The sequence below is a fragment of the Mammaliicoccus sp. K-M42 genome, from assembly GCF_022386375.1.
In the GTDB taxonomy this organism is placed as follows: domain Bacteria; phylum Bacillota; class Bacilli; order Staphylococcales; family Staphylococcaceae; genus Mammaliicoccus; species Mammaliicoccus fleurettii.
In genome coordinates this window covers 17821-36479 of record NZ_JAJNIS010000021.1, presented here as the reverse complement: position 1 = coordinate 36479, position 18659 = coordinate 17821, and the positions used below count along the sequence as shown (strand labels likewise).

General features: G+C 33.7%; 16 protein-coding genes, 8 tRNA genes and 1 rRNA gene. All 25 read right to left on the bottom strand.

The annotated features are described in order from the left end of the window. Positions 1–105: 105 nt before the first annotated feature. Positions 106–181 (bottom strand) — tRNA-Ala (locus LQ668_RS10225). 16 nt (positions 182–197) lie between these two features. Further along, a tRNA-Pro gene (locus tag LQ668_RS10220) sits at positions 198–271 on the bottom strand. Positions 272–282: 11 nt separating this feature from the next. Next, positions 283–359 (bottom strand) — tRNA-Arg (locus LQ668_RS10215). A 6-nt stretch (positions 360–365) separates the two neighbouring features. Further along, a tRNA-Leu gene (locus LQ668_RS10210) sits at positions 366–454 on the bottom strand. A 13-nt stretch (positions 455–467) separates the two neighbouring features. Next, positions 468–542, bottom strand: a tRNA-Gly gene (locus LQ668_RS10205). A gap of 27 nt (positions 543–569) precedes the next feature. After that, positions 570–645: transfer RNA gene (locus LQ668_RS10200), tRNA-Lys, on the bottom strand. A gap of 7 nt (positions 646–652) precedes the next feature. Then, a tRNA-Thr gene (locus tag LQ668_RS10195) sits at positions 653–728 on the bottom strand. A gap of 5 nt (positions 729–733) precedes the next feature. Next, positions 734–809: transfer RNA gene (locus LQ668_RS10190), tRNA-Val, on the bottom strand. A gap of 13 nt (positions 810–822) precedes the next feature. Continuing rightward, positions 823–937, bottom strand: a 5S ribosomal RNA gene (rrf, locus tag LQ668_RS10185). A 290-nt stretch (positions 938–1227) separates the two neighbouring features. Then, positions 1228–2715 carry a lysine--tRNA ligase gene (gene lysS, locus LQ668_RS10180; RefSeq protein WP_078358359.1) on the bottom strand — a complete coding sequence of 496 codons (1488 nt, stop codon included), beginning with the start codon at positions 2713–2715 and terminating at the stop codon, positions 1228–1230. 125 nt (positions 2716–2840) lie between these two features. Further along, entirely contained in the window at positions 2841–3329 is a 489-nt protein-coding gene (gene folK, locus LQ668_RS10175; RefSeq protein ID WP_078358360.1) for a 2-amino-4-hydroxy-6-hydroxymethyldihydropteridine diphosphokinase, read from the bottom strand. Continuing rightward, positions 3330–3689: a dihydroneopterin aldolase gene (gene folB, locus LQ668_RS10170; protein WP_078358361.1), complete on the bottom strand. Its 360-nt coding sequence runs from the start codon at positions 3687–3689 to the stop codon at positions 3330–3332. It lies immediately after the preceding gene. Next, the gene (gene folP, locus LQ668_RS10165; RefSeq protein ID WP_239776014.1) at positions 3682–4473 is read right to left on the bottom strand and encodes a dihydropteroate synthase; all 792 of its coding nucleotides are present in this window, start codon (positions 4471–4473) and stop codon (positions 3682–3684) included. Before folP ends, folB begins: the two co-directional genes overlap by 8 nt. A gap of 133 nt (positions 4474–4606) precedes the next feature. Next, positions 4607–5536, bottom strand: a complete 930-nt coding sequence (gene cysK / locus LQ668_RS10160; RefSeq protein ID WP_218703056.1) for a cysteine synthase A — start codon at positions 5534–5536, stop codon at positions 4607–4609. 97 nt (positions 5537–5633) lie between these two features. Beyond that, positions 5634–6512 carry an Hsp33 family molecular chaperone HslO gene (hslO, locus tag LQ668_RS10155; RefSeq protein WP_078358363.1) on the bottom strand — a complete coding sequence of 293 codons (879 nt, stop codon included), beginning with the start codon at positions 6510–6512 and terminating at the stop codon, positions 5634–5636. A gap of 63 nt (positions 6513–6575) precedes the next feature. After that, positions 6576–8684, bottom strand: coding sequence for an ATP-dependent zinc metalloprotease FtsH (gene ftsH / locus LQ668_RS10150; RefSeq protein ID WP_107509489.1), 2109 nt, complete (start codon positions 8682–8684; stop codon positions 6576–6578). A gap of 92 nt (positions 8685–8776) precedes the next feature. Continuing rightward, positions 8777–9313, bottom strand: a complete 537-nt coding sequence (gene hpt / locus LQ668_RS10145) for a hypoxanthine phosphoribosyltransferase (RefSeq protein ID WP_078358365.1) — start codon at positions 9311–9313, stop codon at positions 8777–8779. Further along, entirely contained in the window at positions 9306–10577 is a 1272-nt protein-coding gene (tilS, locus tag LQ668_RS10140; RefSeq protein WP_078358366.1) for a tRNA lysidine(34) synthetase TilS, read from the bottom strand. The genes hpt and tilS overlap by 8 nt, the downstream gene beginning before the upstream one ends. 87 nt (positions 10578–10664) lie before the next feature. Continuing rightward, a complete protein-coding gene (locus LQ668_RS10135; protein ID WP_078358367.1) occupies positions 10665–11048 on the bottom strand; it encodes a S1 domain-containing RNA-binding protein in 384 nt (127 codons plus the stop codon). Positions 11049–11131: 83 nt separating this feature from the next. After that, positions 11132–11515 carry an FtsB family cell division protein gene (locus LQ668_RS10130; RefSeq protein WP_078358368.1) on the bottom strand — a complete coding sequence of 128 codons (384 nt, stop codon included), beginning with the start codon at positions 11513–11515 and terminating at the stop codon, positions 11132–11134. 16 nt (positions 11516–11531) lie between these two features. Continuing rightward, entirely contained in the window at positions 11532–11798 is a 267-nt protein-coding gene (locus tag LQ668_RS10125; protein ID WP_078358369.1) for an RNA-binding S4 domain-containing protein, read from the bottom strand. Further along, positions 11795–12961, bottom strand: coding sequence for a MazG nucleotide pyrophosphohydrolase domain-containing protein (locus LQ668_RS10120; protein WP_107509488.1), 1167 nt, complete (start codon positions 12959–12961; stop codon positions 11795–11797). The genes LQ668_RS10125 and LQ668_RS10120 overlap by 4 nt, the downstream gene beginning before the upstream one ends. A gap of 7 nt (positions 12962–12968) precedes the next feature. Next, positions 12969–14480: a polysaccharide biosynthesis protein gene (locus LQ668_RS10115; RefSeq protein ID WP_239710933.1), complete on the bottom strand. Its 1512-nt coding sequence runs from the start codon at positions 14478–14480 to the stop codon at positions 12969–12971. Further along, positions 14464–17973, bottom strand: a complete 3510-nt coding sequence (gene mfd, locus LQ668_RS10110) for a transcription-repair coupling factor (RefSeq protein ID WP_119634366.1) — start codon at positions 17971–17973, stop codon at positions 14464–14466. The genes LQ668_RS10115 and mfd overlap by 17 nt, the downstream gene beginning before the upstream one ends. Beyond that, positions 17970–18542 carry an aminoacyl-tRNA hydrolase gene (pth, locus tag LQ668_RS10105; protein ID WP_107509486.1) on the bottom strand — a complete coding sequence of 191 codons (573 nt, stop codon included), beginning with the start codon at positions 18540–18542 and terminating at the stop codon, positions 17970–17972. The genes mfd and pth overlap by 4 nt, the downstream gene beginning before the upstream one ends. Positions 18543–18659 lie beyond the last annotated feature (117 nt).

Sequence of the window (18659 nt, the reverse complement as noted above, 5' to 3'; positions counted from 1 at the left end):
TTGGTTAAGCCAATCACTCTTTGAAGTACTATAAGTACTCAATTATTGGAATTAACGTTGACATATTGTCATTCAGTTTTCAATGTTCATTATCTATTTTAAAAATGGTGGAGACTAGCGGGATCGAACCGCTGACCTCCTGCGTGCAAAGCAGGCGCTCTCCCATCTGAGCTAAGCCCCCAAGATATTAATAGAAGTCGGGAAGACAGGATTCGAACCTGCGACCCCTTGGTCCCAAACCAAGTGCTCTACCAAGCTGAGCTACTTCCCGTTATTTAAAAATGGCGCGCCCGAGAGGAGTCGAACCCCTAGCCTCTTGATCCGTAGTCAAACGCTCTATCCAATTGAGCTACGGGCGCTAAAAATGGTGCCGAGGACCGGAATCGAACCGGTACGGTAATCACTTACCGCAGGATTTTAAGTCCTGTGCGTCTGCCAGTTCCGCCACCCCGGCAAAAAAATAATAATGGAGCGGAAGACGGGATTCGAACCCGCGACCCCAACCTTGGCAAGGTTGTATTCTACCGCTGAACTACTTCCGCTAAATAATTATTTTTGTATATTAATAATGGTGAGCCATAGAGGATTCGAACCTCTGACCCTCTGATTAAAAGTCAGATGCTCTACCAACTGAGCTAATGGCTCTAAAAAATGGTGCCGGCCAGAGGACTTGAACCCCCAACCTACTGATTACAAGTCAGTTGCTCTACCAGTTGAGCTAGGCCGGCAAAAATGGTGGAGAATGACGGGTTCGAACCGCCGACCCTCTGCTTGTAAGGCAGATGCTCTCCCAGCTGAGCTAATTCTCCATTTAACAATATTGCCCGGCAGCGTCCTACTCTCGCGGAACGTAAGCCCAACTACCATCGGCGCTAAAGAGCTTAACTTCTGTGTTCGGCATGGGAACAGGTGTGACCTCTTTGCTATCGCCACCAGACAATGTTGTTTCGTTTTTGTCTTACCTTATATATTATAAAGAACTCGACAAGGCTTTTCAATAGTAAATTTTACACCTTATTAACTTTCTTTACAAACATCTCGAATTGATATGCGCCTTGTTTTCAGCGACCTTTATATAATACCTAATTTCCATCCTTTCGTCAACACTTTCAATCAAATTATTATAACTTTTTTTACGAAAGCTTTCATATCAGCGTTTTAAGTTATTATTTTTAAAACAAAAAAGCGTGGTCAGCTTAATGCTGAACCACACCTTTTTATTAAACATTATTTTTGTCTCATATATGGGAACAATAAAACATCTCTTATAGATGCAGAATTTGTTAATAACATAACAAGACGATCAATACCAATACCTAGTCCACCTGTAGGAGGCATACCATATTCTAAAGCTTCTATGAAATCATCATCCATTTCGTGAGCTTCATCATTACCTTGATCTTTTTCTTTCATTTGAGCTTCAAATCTTTCACGTTGATCAATAGGATCATTTAATTCAGTAAATGCATTAGCGTGCTCTCGTCCTACAATAAATAATTCAAAACGATCAGTGAATCTTGGATCTTCAGGATTTTTCTTAGCTAATGGTGAGATCTCAATAGGATGTCCATAAATAAATGTAGGTTGTATTAATTTTTCTTCTACTCTTTGTTCAAAGAATTCATTAAGGATATGACCATATGTCATACGACCTTCTACTTCAATATTATGTTCTTTAGCAAGTGCATGTGCTTCTTCATCAGACTTAACTTCATAGAAATCGACGCCTGTATATTCTTTTACTGCGTCAACCATATGCCATCTTCTCCATTTTGGAGCTAAATCAATCGATTCTTCTCCGTATTGAACAGTAGTTGATCCTAATACTTTTTCAGCGATAGAAGCTACCATTGATTCAGTAAGGTCCATAATATCATTGTAATCTGCATATGCTTCGTATAATTCAATCATAGTAAACTCAGGATTATGTCTTGTAGATACACCTTCATTACGGAATACTCTACCAATTTCATATACTTTCTCTAAGCCACCAACAATTAATCGTTTCAAGTGCAATTCAATAGCAATTCTCATGTATAAAGTCGCATCTAGAGCGTTGTGATGTGTTACGAAAGGTCGTGCTGAAGCGCCACCAGCTATTTGGTGCATCATTGGTGTTTCTACTTCTAAGAATCCTTTAGTGTTTAAGTAGTTTCTCATTTCTTGAATGATTTGACTTCTTGTAATGAATGTTTTAGTTGATTCTTCACTAGTAATTAAATCTAAATAACGTTGGCGATAACGTTGCTCTATATCTTGTAAACCATGATATTTATCTGGTAAAGGACGTAAAGACTTAGTTAAAACAGTAAATTCTTTTGCTTTAACAGACAGTTCTCCAGTGTTTGTTTTGAACATCACACCTTTTACACCTACTATATCTCCTAAATCTGCATGATTCCAAATTTCAAATTGATCATCACCTATTTGGTCTTTACGAACATAAATTTGAATTTGACCAGTAATATCTTTAACATGAGCAAATCCAGCTTTACCTTTACCTCTTTTAGTCATTAAACGACCTGCTATAGCTACTGCTGAGCCTTCTTCTTTATCGTGAAGCTCTTCTTTACTAAACTGATCCCATTCTTCGTGTAAAGTTACTGAATCACCGCTTCTAACAAATTTCTCGCCAAACGGATCGATTCCTAAATCTCTTAACTCTTGTAATTTTTCTCTACGAACCAACATTTGGTCATTCATTTCTTCTGACATGATATTCCACTCCTTATTTAAATTGCACTTAGTTCTACTTATTCTTTCATTACTTTCAAAAATCGTTCAAGAACATCTACTAATTCATCTCTTGTTTCTGTTTGTTTAATTGCTTTTCACACATTTTAACTTTCCTCATTCTTATACTTTACTACTTGTTCGTCGTTTAGCAATAGTTCCCATATATATTTCTTGGAAATTGGTTCAACAACATCTGAGGCGATATCGTTAAGTGGTACCATTACAAATGCTCTCTCTGTCATTCTTGGATGTGGTACTTCTAGGTCTGGTGATTGAATAACGGATTGATCATATAATAAAATGTCTATATCAATTGTACGAGGCCCCCATCTTTCTACTCTAACTCGATGGAGCTGTTGCTCAACCATCATACAAACTTTTAATAACTCTGATGATTCCAATTCAGTTGAGATTTCAATACACATGTTCAAAAAATCAGGTTGTTCTGTGTATCCTACTGGTTTTGTTTCGTATATCGGGGATTTCTGGATAACTTCAATACCATTAACTTCATTAAGTAATTTAATCGCTTCTTCTAATTGAAGTTCTCTATCTCCCATATTACTTCCTAAACCTAAATATGCGGTGTGCATTTATCTCTTCCTCACTATCTCAATACCTACACCTTCATAATGACCAGGTATCGGCGGATTATTTTTAGTAATCTTAACTTTGGTTTCCAATACTCGATTATAGTGCGAAAAGACTTGTTTTGCAATATGTTCTGCGAGATGTTCAATTAATTGTACGGGTTTACCTTCCATAATTTCTTTAACTAATTCAAACACTTCTCCGTAATGAACAGTCTTTTCAAGGTCGTCAGTTTCACCAGCTTCGGATAAATCTAAAAATAGTTCTAAGTCCACTAAAAATATTTGTCCTAATTCATTTTCCGCTTCGAACGCGCCATGATATCCATAAAAAGACATACCTTTTAATATAATTCTATCCATTAATTCGAATCTCCTTTAAAGTATCAATCGTCTGGGCAATTCTTTTGTTCATTTGCACATTATGTACTCTAACTGCATGTACCCCTTTTTCAATACCATATGCAGTTGTTGCTGCTGTACCTTCATCACGCTCGTCAACACTACTATTGCCACCTAATAAATCATTAATTAATCTTTTACGACTTGTCGCAAGTAATACATTATATCCTGTAGCAACTAATTCATCTAAACGAGACATAACGATACGTTCTTCTTCTCTAGTTTTCGCAAACCCTATCCCTGGATCTAACCATATATTTTTTCCATGGATACCAGCAATTTCAGCTTGATTCGCTTGTTTTAATAATGAAAGTAATAGTTCTTCCATAACAGGCTGTTCTCTTTTTCCATCACCATTATGCATAAGTACAATTTCAGCATTGTATTCAGCTACAACATTTAAAATTTCAGGGTCATATAAACCGGCCCACTGATCATTTATCATTGTTACGCCTCTCTTCAATGACTCTTCAGCAACTTTACTTCTATATGTATCCACTGAAAGTTGAACATCTAAGTCACTTAGCGCTTCTATAACCGGAATTACTCTGTTGAGTTCTTCTTCTAAACTTACTTCTGTATACCCAGGTCTAGTAGATACACCACCAATATCTATAATATCAGCACCCTCTGAAATGAGTTTTTCTGCTTGTTCTCTCGCCTTTTCAACACTATTATACGAACCACCATCTGAAAATGAATCTGGGGTAACGTTCAAAATACCCATGATTTTTGTGTTATTCAAAGTAGTCTTCCTTCCTTTTTCTTAGATAGTACTTATTATAACAAATTTAAAAAATCACGCCTTAATGAAATAACTTATATAAGTTATTTCATTACAGACGTGATACTTAATACTTATGCTTTATTCTAAATCATTAGTCTTCAAAAGCATATAAAGGTGTAGATAGGTAACGTTCACCATTACTTGGTAATACTGTTACAACTGTTTTACCTTTACCTAAATCTTTAGCTTTTTTCAATGCTGCTACAATTGCAGCTCCTGAAGAAATACCGCCAAGAATTCCTTCTTCTTTAGCAACTTTTCTAGACATTTCCATTGCTTCTTCGTTTCCAACTTTTATAACATCGTCATAAACGTCAGTATTTAAAGTGTCAGGTACGAATCCAGCACCTAAACCTTGTAGTTTATGAGGTCCAGGGTTTCCACCACTTAAGATTGCTGAAGCTTCTGGCTCAATTGCTACAATTTGTATTTCAGGATATTTTTCTTTCAGTACTTTACCAGCTCCTGATAAAGTTCCTCCAGTACCAACTCCTGCTAAGAAAGCATCAACTTGAATGCCTTCAAATTGTTCTACAATTTCAGGACCAGTAGTTAACTCATGGACTTTAGGATTTGCTGGGTTCTCAAATTGTTGTGGTTCAAAGTAACCTTTTTCGTCTTTAAGTTCTTTAGCTTTTTTAATTGCACCCTTCATACCTTCTGCCCCAGGTGTTAATACTAATTCAGCACCGTAAGCTTTTAATAATGCACGACGTTCGCTACTCATTGTATCTGGCATAACAAACACTGCTTTATAACCTTTAGCAGCTGCAACCATTGCTAAACCTATACCCGTATTACCTGAAGTAGGTTCAATAATAGTGTCACCTGGTTTGATTTTTCCTTCTTTTTCAGCAGCTTCTATCATTGCTAAACCAATTCTATCTTTAACCGAACTACCTGGGTTTTGATATTCTAATTTAACGTAAACATCTGCTGAATCATCTTCAACGACATTGTTTAATTTAACTACAGGCGTATCACCTATTAATTCTACAATATTATTTACTCTTTTAGCCATTTATACTTCACTCCTAAACAGTATTTTATACCTTAGTTCATTTATCGGATATATTAATTATAACAAACCTTCATATAAAGTGAAAGTATTTACTAGATTAAAGTGCATTTTTAAGTGCGATTAAATCATCTTCGCTATATTGATATTTCGTTCTACAGAAATGACATTCTGCTTCTGCTCCATGGTCTTCTTCTATCATTGCATCTATTTCAGCTTCACCAAGACCTTTAATAGCATTTAAAAATTTCTCACTTGAACAATTACATTTAAAATCTACATCCATATTATTAATAAATCTTGTATTTTCTTTTCCTAATACTGTTTCAATTATTTCTTCTGGTGATAAACCTCTATCTATTAATTTAGATACTGGTTCCATTTGATTTATTTTTTCTTCAATTGCTGAAACCGTTTCTTCAGATGCTCCAGGCATTAGTTGAATAATAAATCCACCAGCAGCTTTAATAGAATTGTCAGGATTAACTAGTACCCCAAGTCCGACTGCTGAAGGAACTTGTTCACTTGTAACAAAGTAGTAAGTAAAGTCTTCGCCTAATTCTCCAGAGACAATTGGAGTAGAGCCAGTAAAGTAGTCTTTTAATCCAATATCTTTAACGACATTTAGCATACCTTCTGTTCCAACTGCACGTCTCACATCCAATTTTCCTTGTTCATTTAACGGGAAATGCGTTTGTGGATTTTGAACATATCCTCTTACTTCACCTTTACCATTGGCATCGACCATAATTTTACCAATTGGTCCACCGCCATCGATAGTTATTGTTAATTTTTCTTCATTTTTCAACATTGAACCCATCATTACGCCCGCTGTCATTGATCTACCTAATGCAGCAGAAGCTGTTGGCCAAGTATAATGGCGAGTTTGTGCCTCTTGTACGGTATTTGTTGTTTTTACAGCAAAAGCTCTAACTTCATCATTAAAAGCTAAGCCTCTTACTAAATAATCTTGTGTCATATTTATACTCCTTCTTTAAAAAAAGCCCCTCTCAATCAATGCATTGAAAGGGACTTTGTGAAATTATTCTTTACGATCTGTCGGCTTGTTGTCACCTAGGTCATCAATATTTGGCTTTTCTTCGTGAGCAGGCTCATCTGATTTGTCATCTAAATCTGTATCTTCATTTGTTTCTTCATGAGATACTTCATCTTTAACTTCATCATAAGATTTACCAACTTCTTTGTCTTCAATATCTAATGTACCTTCTTGTTTTGTTAAGTCACCTTCATATTTGTCTTCATCTGAATCATTTTTTTGCTCAAGATGAGAATCATCATATTTAACTTCTGGTAACTTACCTTCTTTGAATAATGATTGAATTTGTTCAGCCACTAATGTTTCTTCAACTAATAAAGTTTTAGCGATTAATTCTAATTGTGATTTGTGTTCAGTTAGAATTTGTTTACAACGTTCGTATTGTTCTTTAATAATACGTTGTATTTCTGAATCAATTTCATACGCAATTTGATCTGAATAATTTGGTTCAGATTGCATATCTTTACCTAAGAATACTTGTCCACTATCAGAGCTACCAAATTGTAATGGGCCAATTTTTTTACTCATACCATATTCAGTAACCATCTTACGTGCAATACCAGTTGCACGTTGGAAGTCGTTATGCGCACCAGTTGATGCTTCTCCAAAGTTAATTTCTTCAGATACACGTCCACCAAGTAAACCAACGATTTTATCTAAAAGTTCTGGTTCAGTCATAAAGTAACGATCTTCTTTAGGAAGCATCATAGCATAACCGCCAGCTTGGCCACGTGGCACAATTGTAACTTTATGAACCATTTCAGCTTCATCTAGTACACAACCGATAATCGTATGACCAGCTTCATGGTAAGCAACAATATTTTTTTCTTTTTCAGAAATCATTCTTGTTTTCTTAGCTGGACCTGCAATAACTCTATCTGTTGCTTCTTCTATATCTCTCATGTCAATTTTAGTTTTATCAGAACGAGCTGCTACTAATGAAGCTTCGTTTAATAAGTTTTCTAAATCTGCACCAGAGAACCCTGGTGTTCTTTGAGATATTGCTTTTAAGTCTACTGTTTCATCTAATGGTTTATTACGAGCATGCACTTTAAGTACTGCCTCACGTCCTCTAACATCTGGACGTCCCACTTGAATTTGTCTATCGAAACGACCTGGACGTAATAACGCTGGGTCTAAAATGTCAGGACGGTTTGTTGCAGCAATCATAATGATTCCTTCATTTTCACCGAATCCATCCATTTCTACTAATAATTGGTTCAGCGTTTGTTCACGTTCGTCGTGACCACCGCCAACACCAGCTCCACGTTGACGACCAACTGCATCAATTTCATCAATAAAGATGATACATGGGGCATTTTTCTTAGCATTTTCAAACAAGTCACGTACACGACTTGCACCGACACCAACGAACATCTCAACGAAGTCAGAACCACTTATTGAGAAGAATGGTGTTCCAGCTTCACCCGCTACTGCTCTAGCAAGTAATGTTTTACCTGTACCTGGAGGACCAACAAGTAAAACACCTTTTGGAATTCGTGCACCCATTTTTTTGAATTTACGATTATCTTTAAGGAAATCGACAATTTCTACTAATTCTTGTTTCTCTTCATCAGCACCTGCTACATCAGAGAATCTAACACGTTTCTTCTGGTTATCATAAAGTTTAGCTTTTGATTTACCAAAGTTCATTACTCGGCCGCCGCCACCGCCGCCGCCTTGCATTTGGCTTAAGAAGAATATGAATAAAAATGCAATAATTAAAACAGGTATAAGTGTTGTTAATACACTAACAAAGACACTTTGTTTTTCTTCTTCTTTAACATTAAATTTTAAATCATCTTGTTTTTCGGCAGTATCAGTAATTTTTTTCAAATCATCTTGGTTGTTAAACAAAACTGAAGATGTATATGTTTCATCTTTACCATCTTTTAATTCGCCGCTAACCATATACACATTCTGTTCAGGTTGTATAGTTAACGTTTTTAAATCGCCTTTTTCAAGCTTCGTCATAAACTCATTATATGTAAGCTGTTTTGGTGATTGTCCATTGCCATTAATGAACTGGAAAACACCAAAAAGGACGATAGCTAAAAGCGCGATCATTAATATATTTCGAAAAGCTTTTTGCATTCAATTTGTCCTCCTACTCAATTAATAAAACTAACAAAAATTTTACCATATTTGTAATTTCTTACGCTAGTAATTAACCTTAACGATATACATCATTGATATATTTCAGGTTTAAGCGTTCCAATATAAGGTAAGTTACGATATCTCTCTGCAAAATCAAGTCCGTATCCTACTACAAATTCATCAGGAATTTTTTCCCCAACATATTTAGCTTCAATATCCACTTTACGCTTCATCGGTTTATCTAGCAATGTTACAATCTCAATAGAATTAACATTTCTATATTTTAATAAATCGACTATCGAATTTAATGTCGTACCAGTTTCTAGAATATCTTCAATGATGATGACATCTCTATTTTCTACTGAAGTACTCAAATCTTTTAATATTTTTACTTCTCCCGTTGATTCAGTACCTCCATGATAACTAGATACATCCATAAAATCTAATTCTACATGTGTATCAATGCATTTTATTAAGTCAGCCATAAACATGATTGAACCTTTTAAAATACCTATACATATAGGTGTCTTTCCATTATAATCTTCGGTGATTTGCTTTCCTAATGTTTTGCATCTTTCTTGAATCTGTTCCTCTGATAAAACAACAGACTTAATCGAATCATTCATTAAAGTCATCTCCAATATAAGTAATAGTTAATGCGTTTTTAAAGTTAGAATCCATCCAAAAGTCACCAATTGCAATAATATCATCACCATATAAAATAATCGGACAATTGTTTCTCTTATGTATGTCAATCTTATGATCAATCATGATTCTATTAACTTTTTTGTGATGTTTATTTCCCCGGTTATAATACTGAACACGATCTCCAGACAGTCTCTTTCTTATAAATAAAGGCGATGCTATGTCGTTCGCTTCAATTAACCAATTCCCAAATACATATTGCTCGTTACGATTTATAAATTTAGAATTTACATTGAACTCAATATCTTCACATAGTAATAATTTATCATATGCTACTATAAACTGCCAATCATCAGATATATGAAATATAGATTGTTTTTCAAAATTCTCAAATATACCTATCCATTCTTTGTATGCTTTAACACTGAAACGTTGTTGTACATATGATTCTAACAATTGATCTAACACTTCTATCTTAACTAAGCGATTCAAACGATTAAATGAATTTCTGTTAATCACAACTTTATTTAACTGCTGAACTTCAGTACTTATAAATAACATAGCTTGCTCAACTATTAAACTTCTTGCATCATTCATCCATTGATTTAAATCGAGTAAATGGTCTGTTGACAACTCTTCACGTTGTTGAATAACAGGTAAGATTTTGTTGCGTATATAATTGCGTGTATATTTAGTGTCTTTATTAGAAACATCTTCAAAATAACGGAATGCAAATTCTTCATGATATTTAACTAATGATGATTTGCGTAAATTTAAAAATGGTCTACTTATGATGTAATCTTTTCTTTCTTGAACTTGCTCAATTCCTAAAGAGGCACGACCAATTCTTCCAGTAAACAATCGATAAGTAATTGTTTCTTTTTGATCGTCTAAGTGATGTGCAGTCAACAACACATCGCTCTGAGTTTGTTTCATCATTTCATCAAACCACTCATATCTCATTTTTCTAGATACATCTTGAATGCTTTTCTCACGATTCACAACTTCGCTTAAATCTAAAGTTTTAATATATATTTCAATATCCCGTTCTTTACAAAAACGTTCAATAAATGCTGCTTCTTCTTTCGATGCTTCTCTTAAACCATGATTAACATGAAAACAAATTAAATTATGATATGTGTGTTTATAAGTCGTATTTAACATGTGTAATAGTGACATACTATCTATTCCTGTTGAAACAGCCAATGCTAAATTATCATTTTTATTCCAAGTTATATCGAGCATTGTTACACACCTCAATTTCAAAAATTCACTTGATCTTTTCAAAATAAAAAGAGGCTCAACTAATTAGCCTCTTTTTATTATAATTAATTATCGTTTTGCACCTTTACCACCGCGACGTGATTCAGTTTGTCTTTTAATAGACGTCAACTTATCTTCACTATCTTTCAAAAAGTTTGATAATTTCTTCTCAAAGTCTTCAGGCTTTGGTTCTTTCTTAGGCGCTTGACGCTTTGGACGTTCTTTAGCCTTTTTAATTGATAAACTTATTTTACCATCATCAGCCACTGTTAATACTTTTACTTCTACTTCGTCGCCTACAGTTAAATGGTCATTCACGTTCTCGACGTAGTTATCAGCCACTTCACTGATATGCACAAGGCCACTTTTACCTTCAGGTAATTCTACAAATGCACCAAAATTCTTAATACCTGTAACTTTCCCTTTGACTTTATTGCCTACTTCAATTGACATATTATTACTGTATCCTCCTGATATAATTTCACTTTAACCTTATTATATGCTTCTATGCAAAATTATACAACGTCATATATAGATTATTTGTCTTTTTCCGATTGTTTTTTTTCATCTGGTAATTTAAATATTATTTCGCCATCATTACTTAAGAAATATTCACTTCTTGCAAGCTTCTCAATATACTCTTTATCATTAAGGCGTTTAATTTGTTCTTTAAGTTCTATTTCCTTATCCTGTAACTTTTCATAAGTTACAGCTTTATCTTTACGTTCTTGCACTAATTCATCATTACGATTTTTTTGAAGAACTAACATAATAACCATAACAAGAATAATTAACAATAACACTCCACCAAATAAGGTCAGTCTCTTTCGTACCACTTGGCGCGTTTTATTGACAGTCTTCTTCTTTTTATTTTGTGACTGCGTAAATTCATTGTCTAGATTTTTAATTTTTTGCGCCATATACGTACCTCCTTATTTATATAGAATCTTGTATTTTTTCTTCTTTGATTACTTCAAACATCGTCTTAGCATTTTCCTTATTTGCATGTTCTGACAATCCTGTTACTTTAACTACAATAATTCTGTTTCCAAGTCGAATTTCTAATTCGTCTTCTACACTTACAGTTGTCCCTGCTTTAGCAGTCTGACCATTCACTTTAACTCTACCTTGGTCACTGACTTCTTTTGCAAGTGTACGACGTTTAATTAATCGAGATACTTTTAAATACTTATCTAATCTCAAATTGTTAAGTCTCCTTTATTTATAAATTCTTTTAGTTCATCTTCACTAAGACCCTCTAATTTGGTTTTATCATACAACTTCAAAAAGTAATCAGCAAATATTTTTTCTAGTTTTTCTAGTTTCACTTTACCTTCTTTTAACTTTTCGCTTTGCCAAATTTGATTAAGATCTTCGATATTCTTTGCTTCTTTATTTCCAAAAACATGAGGGTGTCTACGAATCATTTTACTAGTGAGTTCTTGTACAACTTCTCTAACGTCAAAGTAGCCTTCTTTTTTACCAATAGAAGCGTGTAACATGACTTGCAGTAAAACATCTCCGAGTTCTTCTATAATGTGATCAATGTCTTCTTCGTCAATTGCTTCAATCAATTCAAATGATTCTTCAATTATATAACGTTTTAACGTTTCATGTGTTTGTACTTTATCCCACGGACAACCATCTTCAGATACAAGTGTATCGATAGTTTGTTCTAAATATTGGAAGTCATTGTACATTTGTTGTTGTTCTGAAATCTTTGGCACAAATAAACTCGTTAAGTTAGATAGTTCAGCGTGATGATCCATTTCATATAAAGGACAAGTTATAACATCCGCCACACCAAGTCTAGCATTAGATACTAACTTCACTGGATGTTCATCAGGATATCTTTCCATTAAAGTGACTTTAATATCAGAAGCTACAAGTTGGTCGTAAACTTGCGTAATAATCGTATTTGTTCTCACATTCAATGTAGTATCTTCCAAATTAGTTCCATCTAATAAAGTAAAGCCATCGTTTGGATCGATATTAACAGCTCTAAACATATCATCTAAAAAGCTTTTACCACCAAGAATTTTAACATCCGGATATCTTTCTATAAGAAGTTGAGTTGTTGTTTCTGCCACCATAGGATCACCTGGTACGGCATAAATAACATCTTCAGTGTCAGCTTTTTTAATTAAAGTGTCCACAATTTCTTCATATACAGTTATAAAATCTGCATGTTTTTCATAAACACTATCAAAACCTTGCCACTTTAAATCAGTTAATTCTTTTATTACTGGATGTTCCAGTGTTCTTGCATATACTGTGTCAGCAGACTGAAGCTTGCGATAAACACCCATAGGCAATTCATCAATACTATAATTACCTAAGCCAACAACTATAATTTGTTGCGCCATGATTTAATTACTCCTTTATTATTTTATCCATTAAAGGTAAATGTTTCCATTCATCTTTTATTAATATTTTCATTTTTATTATACCTATTATGACTATAGTTACGCCAACAATACCCGCCAAAATCATTAAAAGTAGACTCGTTAATCTTGATGTAGTATGTATCAGTAATATCGTTTGCACAATTACTGACATAATTATTAAAAGAGATATGACTTTAAATATAAATAATCCCATACTTTGGAATCGATAAAGTTTCATTACAAACACATGCAAGACTAACGTGTATATCGCTAGCGAAAGCACCGTCGACAAACTTGCACCCAATATACCAAAATTCAAGACAAAGATATAATTGCCAATTATTTTCGAAATAAGGCCAATTAATAGCGCTGAAAATAATACGCCTCTTTTTAGCTTCACTTGTAGTAAAGCAGTATACATAATGATAAAAGTAACAAATACAACAGCAAGCATAAAGACACTTAATGTCCCTATCAATTCATTTGTTTTAAAGAACACTGTATTAAGTAATGGTAATAAATTTATTAAACCAATAGCTGCTGCCATACTAAACAGCACAGTTATTTTTAAAGAAGTATTAGCATATTCATTTACAAGTTTATTGTTTTTCTTTTGCAGTTGATCCGTTAATAACGGAATTAGAACAAAGCTAAAAGTTGTCGTGATTATTAGCCCCATCTGTATAAGAGAAGCACCTCTATCAAAAATACCTTTTACTTTTATACTTTCATGAAAAGTATATCCCGTGTCTTGAAGTAAATTGACGAGCGTAAATGAATCAACAATTTGCCACAAAATAAGTATTAAATAAGAAATTGCATACAAAATAGTCATAGTTATGATATTTTTAGTATCTTTCATCTTTATTTCCCAGGAAAACTGTAATTTTGGTTTTCTTTTAAACAAGAAATATATAACAACGCAAATTAGTCCTAAGACAGATCCAGCAATAGCTAACGTACCAGCTTGATAAATAGATATATCCATCGTTATAAAGATGATGATTGCAATTAGTATGATACCAACTCTTAGCACTTGATCAATTACTTGAGATACTGCTATATAATTCATATTATGATTCATTTGATAATATCCACGAACCATTGAAATAAAAACGAGTGGTAACATCGCTAAACTTGCCATTCGAATCATAGGTGTTAAGTTCGCATCACCCATCAATTCGCTAATAAGCTCTGCACTAAGAAATATGCCAACACCGATGACCATGCAAATCATTTGCATGAACCAGAACATCCCAACTATCTCATTATAGTTTCGTTTAATCATCCAACCACTCATTACGCTTGGTAAGGCGTTTAAACTAACTACACTCACTATCGCAACCAGAGGGTATACTTGTTGATAAGCATACAATCCTTCATCACCTAAAATGTTTTGATAAGGTACTCTATAAATCGCACTTAATATTTTTACTATTATCATTGTACCTGTTAACAGTAATACACTATTAAAAATAGGTTTAGATTGTGTCATCATCTACCAAACTTTCATTTATCACTTTAGTTAAGAATTTCAAGTCATCTAACCATTGCTTTGTTTTTTGCAATTTAAATACCATTTGATTGTCTGCAACTGCTATTTTAAGCTTTCTACCTAGAGGTTCTGTCACTTTGAATAACACATCCCCTTTTAAATGGTTTGTAGTATATTCAGATGCGGTCAATTGTATTACTTTAACCACTTCTTTAATTTCTGTAATACCGAAGTGAATACCATTCAACCTAATTTCAACTACGTCTAAAAGTCGTTTCACTTCTATAGGATATTCGCCAAAACGATCTAATAATTCATCTTGTATATCTTCTAGCTGAGCTTGTGTAGAAATGGATCTTAACTTTTTATACATTTCAATTTTAGCTTGTTCATTCTTAATATATTCAGCCGGAATATAAGCATCTATTTTAATATCGACTTCTAATTGCGGCACTTCAGATTCAGGTTCAATACCTCGTTTCACATTAACCGCTTCTTCTAACATTTGAGAATACAGATCATAACCTACAGAATCTATAAATCCATGTTGCTGACTTCCTAAAAGATTACCAGCACCACGAATATTCAAATCACGCATTGCAATTTTAAAGCCTGAACCTAATTCAGTAAATTCTTTAATTGCTTGTAGTCTTTGTTCTGCAACTTCTGTTAATACTTTATTTTGTTCATGTAAAAAGTAAGCATATCCTATTCGACTTGAACGGCCAACTCTTCCTCGCAATTGATACAGCTGACTTAAACCAAATCTATTAGCATCTTCAATAATTAATGTATTAGCATTTGGTACATCAACACCTGTTTCAATGATTGTCGTTGTGACAAGAATATCATATTCACCATCTACAAAGTTTAGCATCGTTTCTTCTAATTCACGCTCAGACATTTGTCCATGTGCAACACCAATTCTTGCATTTGGCATTAACATAGATAATTGTTCGCTTTTTTGATAGATAGACTGCACTCTGTTATATAAGTAGAATGCTTGACCACCTCGTGAAAGTTCTCGCTCAAGCGCTTCTTTAACAAAGCTCATATTTTGTTCTAGAACATATGTCTGAACGGGAAATCTGTTTTCGGGTGGCGTTTCAATAACTGATAAATCCCTTACACCTAATAAACTCATATGCAGCGTTCTTGGTATAGGCGTTGCAGTTAAAGTAAGTACATCTACGTTTGTTTTTAATGCTTTTATACGTTCTTTATGTTTTACACCAAATCTTTGCTCTTCATCTACTACTAATAACCCTAAATCTTTATATTCCACATCTTTACTTAGTAATTTATGTGTTCCAACAACAATATCTACAAATCCTGATTTAATGCCTGCTTTCGTTTCTTTTACTTGTTTTGGCGTTCTAAATCTACTCATCATTTGTATTTCAACTGGATATTCTTGCATTCGTTCTCTAAAGGTTTCAAAATGTTGCTGTGCAAGGATAGTTGTAGGCACTAAAATAGCAACTTGCTTTCCTTCCATGACAGCTTTAAAAGCCGCTCTTATGGCCACTTCTGTCTTACCATAACCTACATCACCGCATAATAACCTATCCATTGGTCTTCTTTTTTCCATGTCTTCTTTGATTTCTTCTAAAGAAGTGACTTGGTCAGGCGTAGGTTCATATGGGAAGTCCATTTCAAATGTCATTTGTTCTTCTGTATCTGGCCCAAATTGATATCCTTCAACTTGTTCACGTTCTTGATATAGCTTTAATAATTCATCTGCAATATCTTCAACATTTTTTTGTACTTTCGCTTTTGTTTTTTTCCACTCAGTACCACCAAGTTTATTAACTTTCGGTTCTTTATCATCTGAACCTACGAATTTCTGTACATCATTCATTTGATCTACAGGTACAAACAATTGGTCTGTGCCTTTATATTGAATTTTAATATAGTCTTTGTGTATACCAGAAACCTCTAAAGTTTCAACACCTAAATATTTACCGACACCATGATGAACATGTACAACATAATCACCGACATTAAGCTCTTGGTAAGATTTTATTTTTTCTGCATTAGATAATTTTTGTCTTCTCTTAGATTGTTTACGTTCGCGAGCTTTGAACAATTCTTTTTCAGTGACTACCACCAAATTCATATAAGGTAGTTCAAATCCTTCTGATAAAGCACCGTCAGTTACAACAGCTTGTCCTGTTTGACCTACTTCTGTAACTCTATCGATTACTGTTGGTATGTTCATATCAGTCAGCATACTTTGAATTTTAGACTTCCTCGTTTCAGATTCAGCCAACAAGACAACAGTAAACCCTTGCTTCATAAATCGATCAAATTCAGATTGCATAATATCATACTGTCCATAAAATCTTTGTACTGGTTTACACGAAAATTTAACCATTTCTTCAATTTCTACTGGCATACTTGCCGTAAATAATGTGAAATAGGCAACTTTATGTTGATTTAACAAATCAGTAAATGCATTTTCAGAAATAAAACGTTGACCTACAAATCCTTGACCAGATTCAATTAGTGATTGCGTAAACTCTTCAATTTCAACATCTAGAGATTTCTCAGTTTCTTTAATTCGATTATATTCATCTACAACAATGCGTGCATCATCAGCTAAATAATCCGTTAAAGTGGTTATCTCATCATACATAAATGCAATAACACGTCTTAAAATTTGATGATCTTTCAATTCATCACTTTGCATCAATATATTTTGATACGTATCTTTTAAGTCAGGACGTATTTCAGTAGGTAATTTTTGACGGGTTGTTTCATAAGATTCTTCCATTCGTTCAGACAATCGATTGATTTGTTCACTAGTGAAGATATAATCACTTGCAGTCGTAATTTCTACTTGTTCTATATTATCTAAAGAACGTTGTGTTTCTACATCGAACAGTCTCATACCATCTACTTCTGTATCAAACAATTCAATACGAACTGGATCCCCAGTTACAGGATAAATATCAATTAAACCACCACGAATAGAAAACTCACCGATTGCAGAAACCAATGTTTGCCTCTTATAACCCATATCTACGAGTTGTTTAGCCCAATCATCTAAATCGATCTCGTCGCCAATTTTAATTGATTTATAATGTTCATTCCAAATATTTTTTGGCGTTAATTGTTTTTTTAGTCCATTAATGGGTACGATAAATAACCCTTTCTTGTCTTGTGCAAGCTGGGTTAATGTTCTAATTCTTTCACTCATTAAGTCTGGACTTTGTGTAGAAAATGCTTCAATCATAATATCTTGTACAGGGAATTTAAACACTTCTTCTGGAGGTAGTAATTGCAGAATATCCGCTTCTAATTTATCTGCTTGATACAAGTTGTTTGTAACTATTACTAATTGTTTATCACTTTTAATATATTGTTCTAATATAAGCAATGCTTTACTAGATTGGTTCAATCCTGTAACAAGTATATTTTTTTCTCCAAAAATTTGTTCTAAATCTTGAAAACGTTCATCTGCTTGTATGATTTCATGCATAACATGTTTCATTTTATTTCACCATTATACTGGTTCATTACATTTTGAAAAGTTTCGCCTTTAATTAACGCTTCACAAGCATCAGCTGCACGGTCAATTACTTTTTCCATTGTAATCATTTCATCATCAGAAAACTTCTGAAGTACATAACTAGGTACACTCATACCATTTGTAGGGCGATCAATTCCAATTCTTATTCTATTAAATCGATCTGTTCCTAAATGTTGAATTAATGACTTCATACCGTTATGGCCACCAGCACTTCCTTTCTGACGTAATCTCAAATGTCCTTGAGATTGGTCCATATCATCATATAGTACAACTAAATCCTCTATATCTATATTGTAATAATCCATAAGCGGTCTTACCGCCTCACCAGATAAATTCATAAAAGTCATAGGTTCAATAAGCATTACTTTTTCTCCGTTAATTAATCCTATTGTATATGCACCTTTGAATTTTTGTTTATCTATTTGTAATTGATGACGTTCCACTAGTTCATCAACTACTTCAAATCCTATATTGTGACGCGTACGGTCATATTTTTTTCCGATATTTCCAAGTCCAACAATACATTTCATGTTGTAACCTCCATATTAATACTAAGTATATATTATAGCATTTTTATGATTTATTTCATCTAACTATACTTAAATAAAAAGAAGAGGCTGAGACAATTAATTTGTCTCAGCCTCTCA

Bases quoted from the DNA above. Each gene is read 5' to 3' on its own strand.
- lysS (WP_078358359.1), bottom strand. From the start codon at position 2,715: ATGTCAGAAGAAATGAATGACCAAATGTTGGTTCGTAGAGAAAAATTA.
- folK (WP_078358360.1), bottom strand. From the start codon at position 3,329: ATGCACACCGCATATTTAGGTTTAGGAAGTAATATGGGAGATAGAGAA.
- folB (WP_078358361.1), bottom strand. From the start codon at position 3,689: ATGGATAGAATTATATTAAAAGGTATGTCTTTTTATGGATATCATGGC.
- cysK (WP_218703056.1), bottom strand. From the start codon at position 5,536: ATGGCTAAAAGAGTAAATAATATTGTAGAATTAATAGGTGATACGCCT.
- hslO (WP_078358363.1), bottom strand. From the start codon at position 6,512: ATGACACAAGATTATTTAGTAAGAGGCTTAGCTTTTAATGATGAAGTT.
- ftsH (WP_107509489.1), bottom strand. From the start codon at position 8,684: ATGCAAAAAGCTTTTCGAAATATATTAATGATCGCGCTTTTAGCTATC.
- hpt (WP_078358365.1), bottom strand. From the start codon at position 9,313: ATGAATGATTCGATTAAGTCTGTTGTTTTATCAGAGGAACAGATTCAA.
- tilS (WP_078358366.1), bottom strand. From the start codon at position 10,577: ATGCTCGATATAACTTGGAATAAAAATGATAATTTAGCATTGGCTGTT.
- LQ668_RS10135 (WP_078358367.1), bottom strand. From the start codon at position 11,048: ATGTCAATTGAAGTAGGCAATAAAGTCAAAGGGAAAGTTACAGGTATT.
- LQ668_RS10130 (WP_078358368.1), bottom strand. From the start codon at position 11,515: ATGGCGCAAAAAATTAAAAATCTAGACAATGAATTTACGCAGTCACAA.
- LQ668_RS10120 (WP_107509488.1), bottom strand. From the start codon at position 12,961: ATGGCGCAACAAATTATAGTTGTTGGCTTAGGTAATTATAGTATTGAT.
- LQ668_RS10115 (WP_239710933.1), bottom strand. From the start codon at position 14,480: ATGATGACACAATCTAAACCTATTTTTAATAGTGTATTACTGTTAACA.
- mfd (WP_119634366.1), bottom strand. From the start codon at position 17,973: ATGAAACATGTTATGCATGAAATCATACAAGCAGATGAACGTTTTCAA.
- pth (WP_107509486.1), bottom strand. From the start codon at position 18,542: ATGAAATGTATTGTTGGACTTGGAAATATCGGAAAAAAATATGACCGT.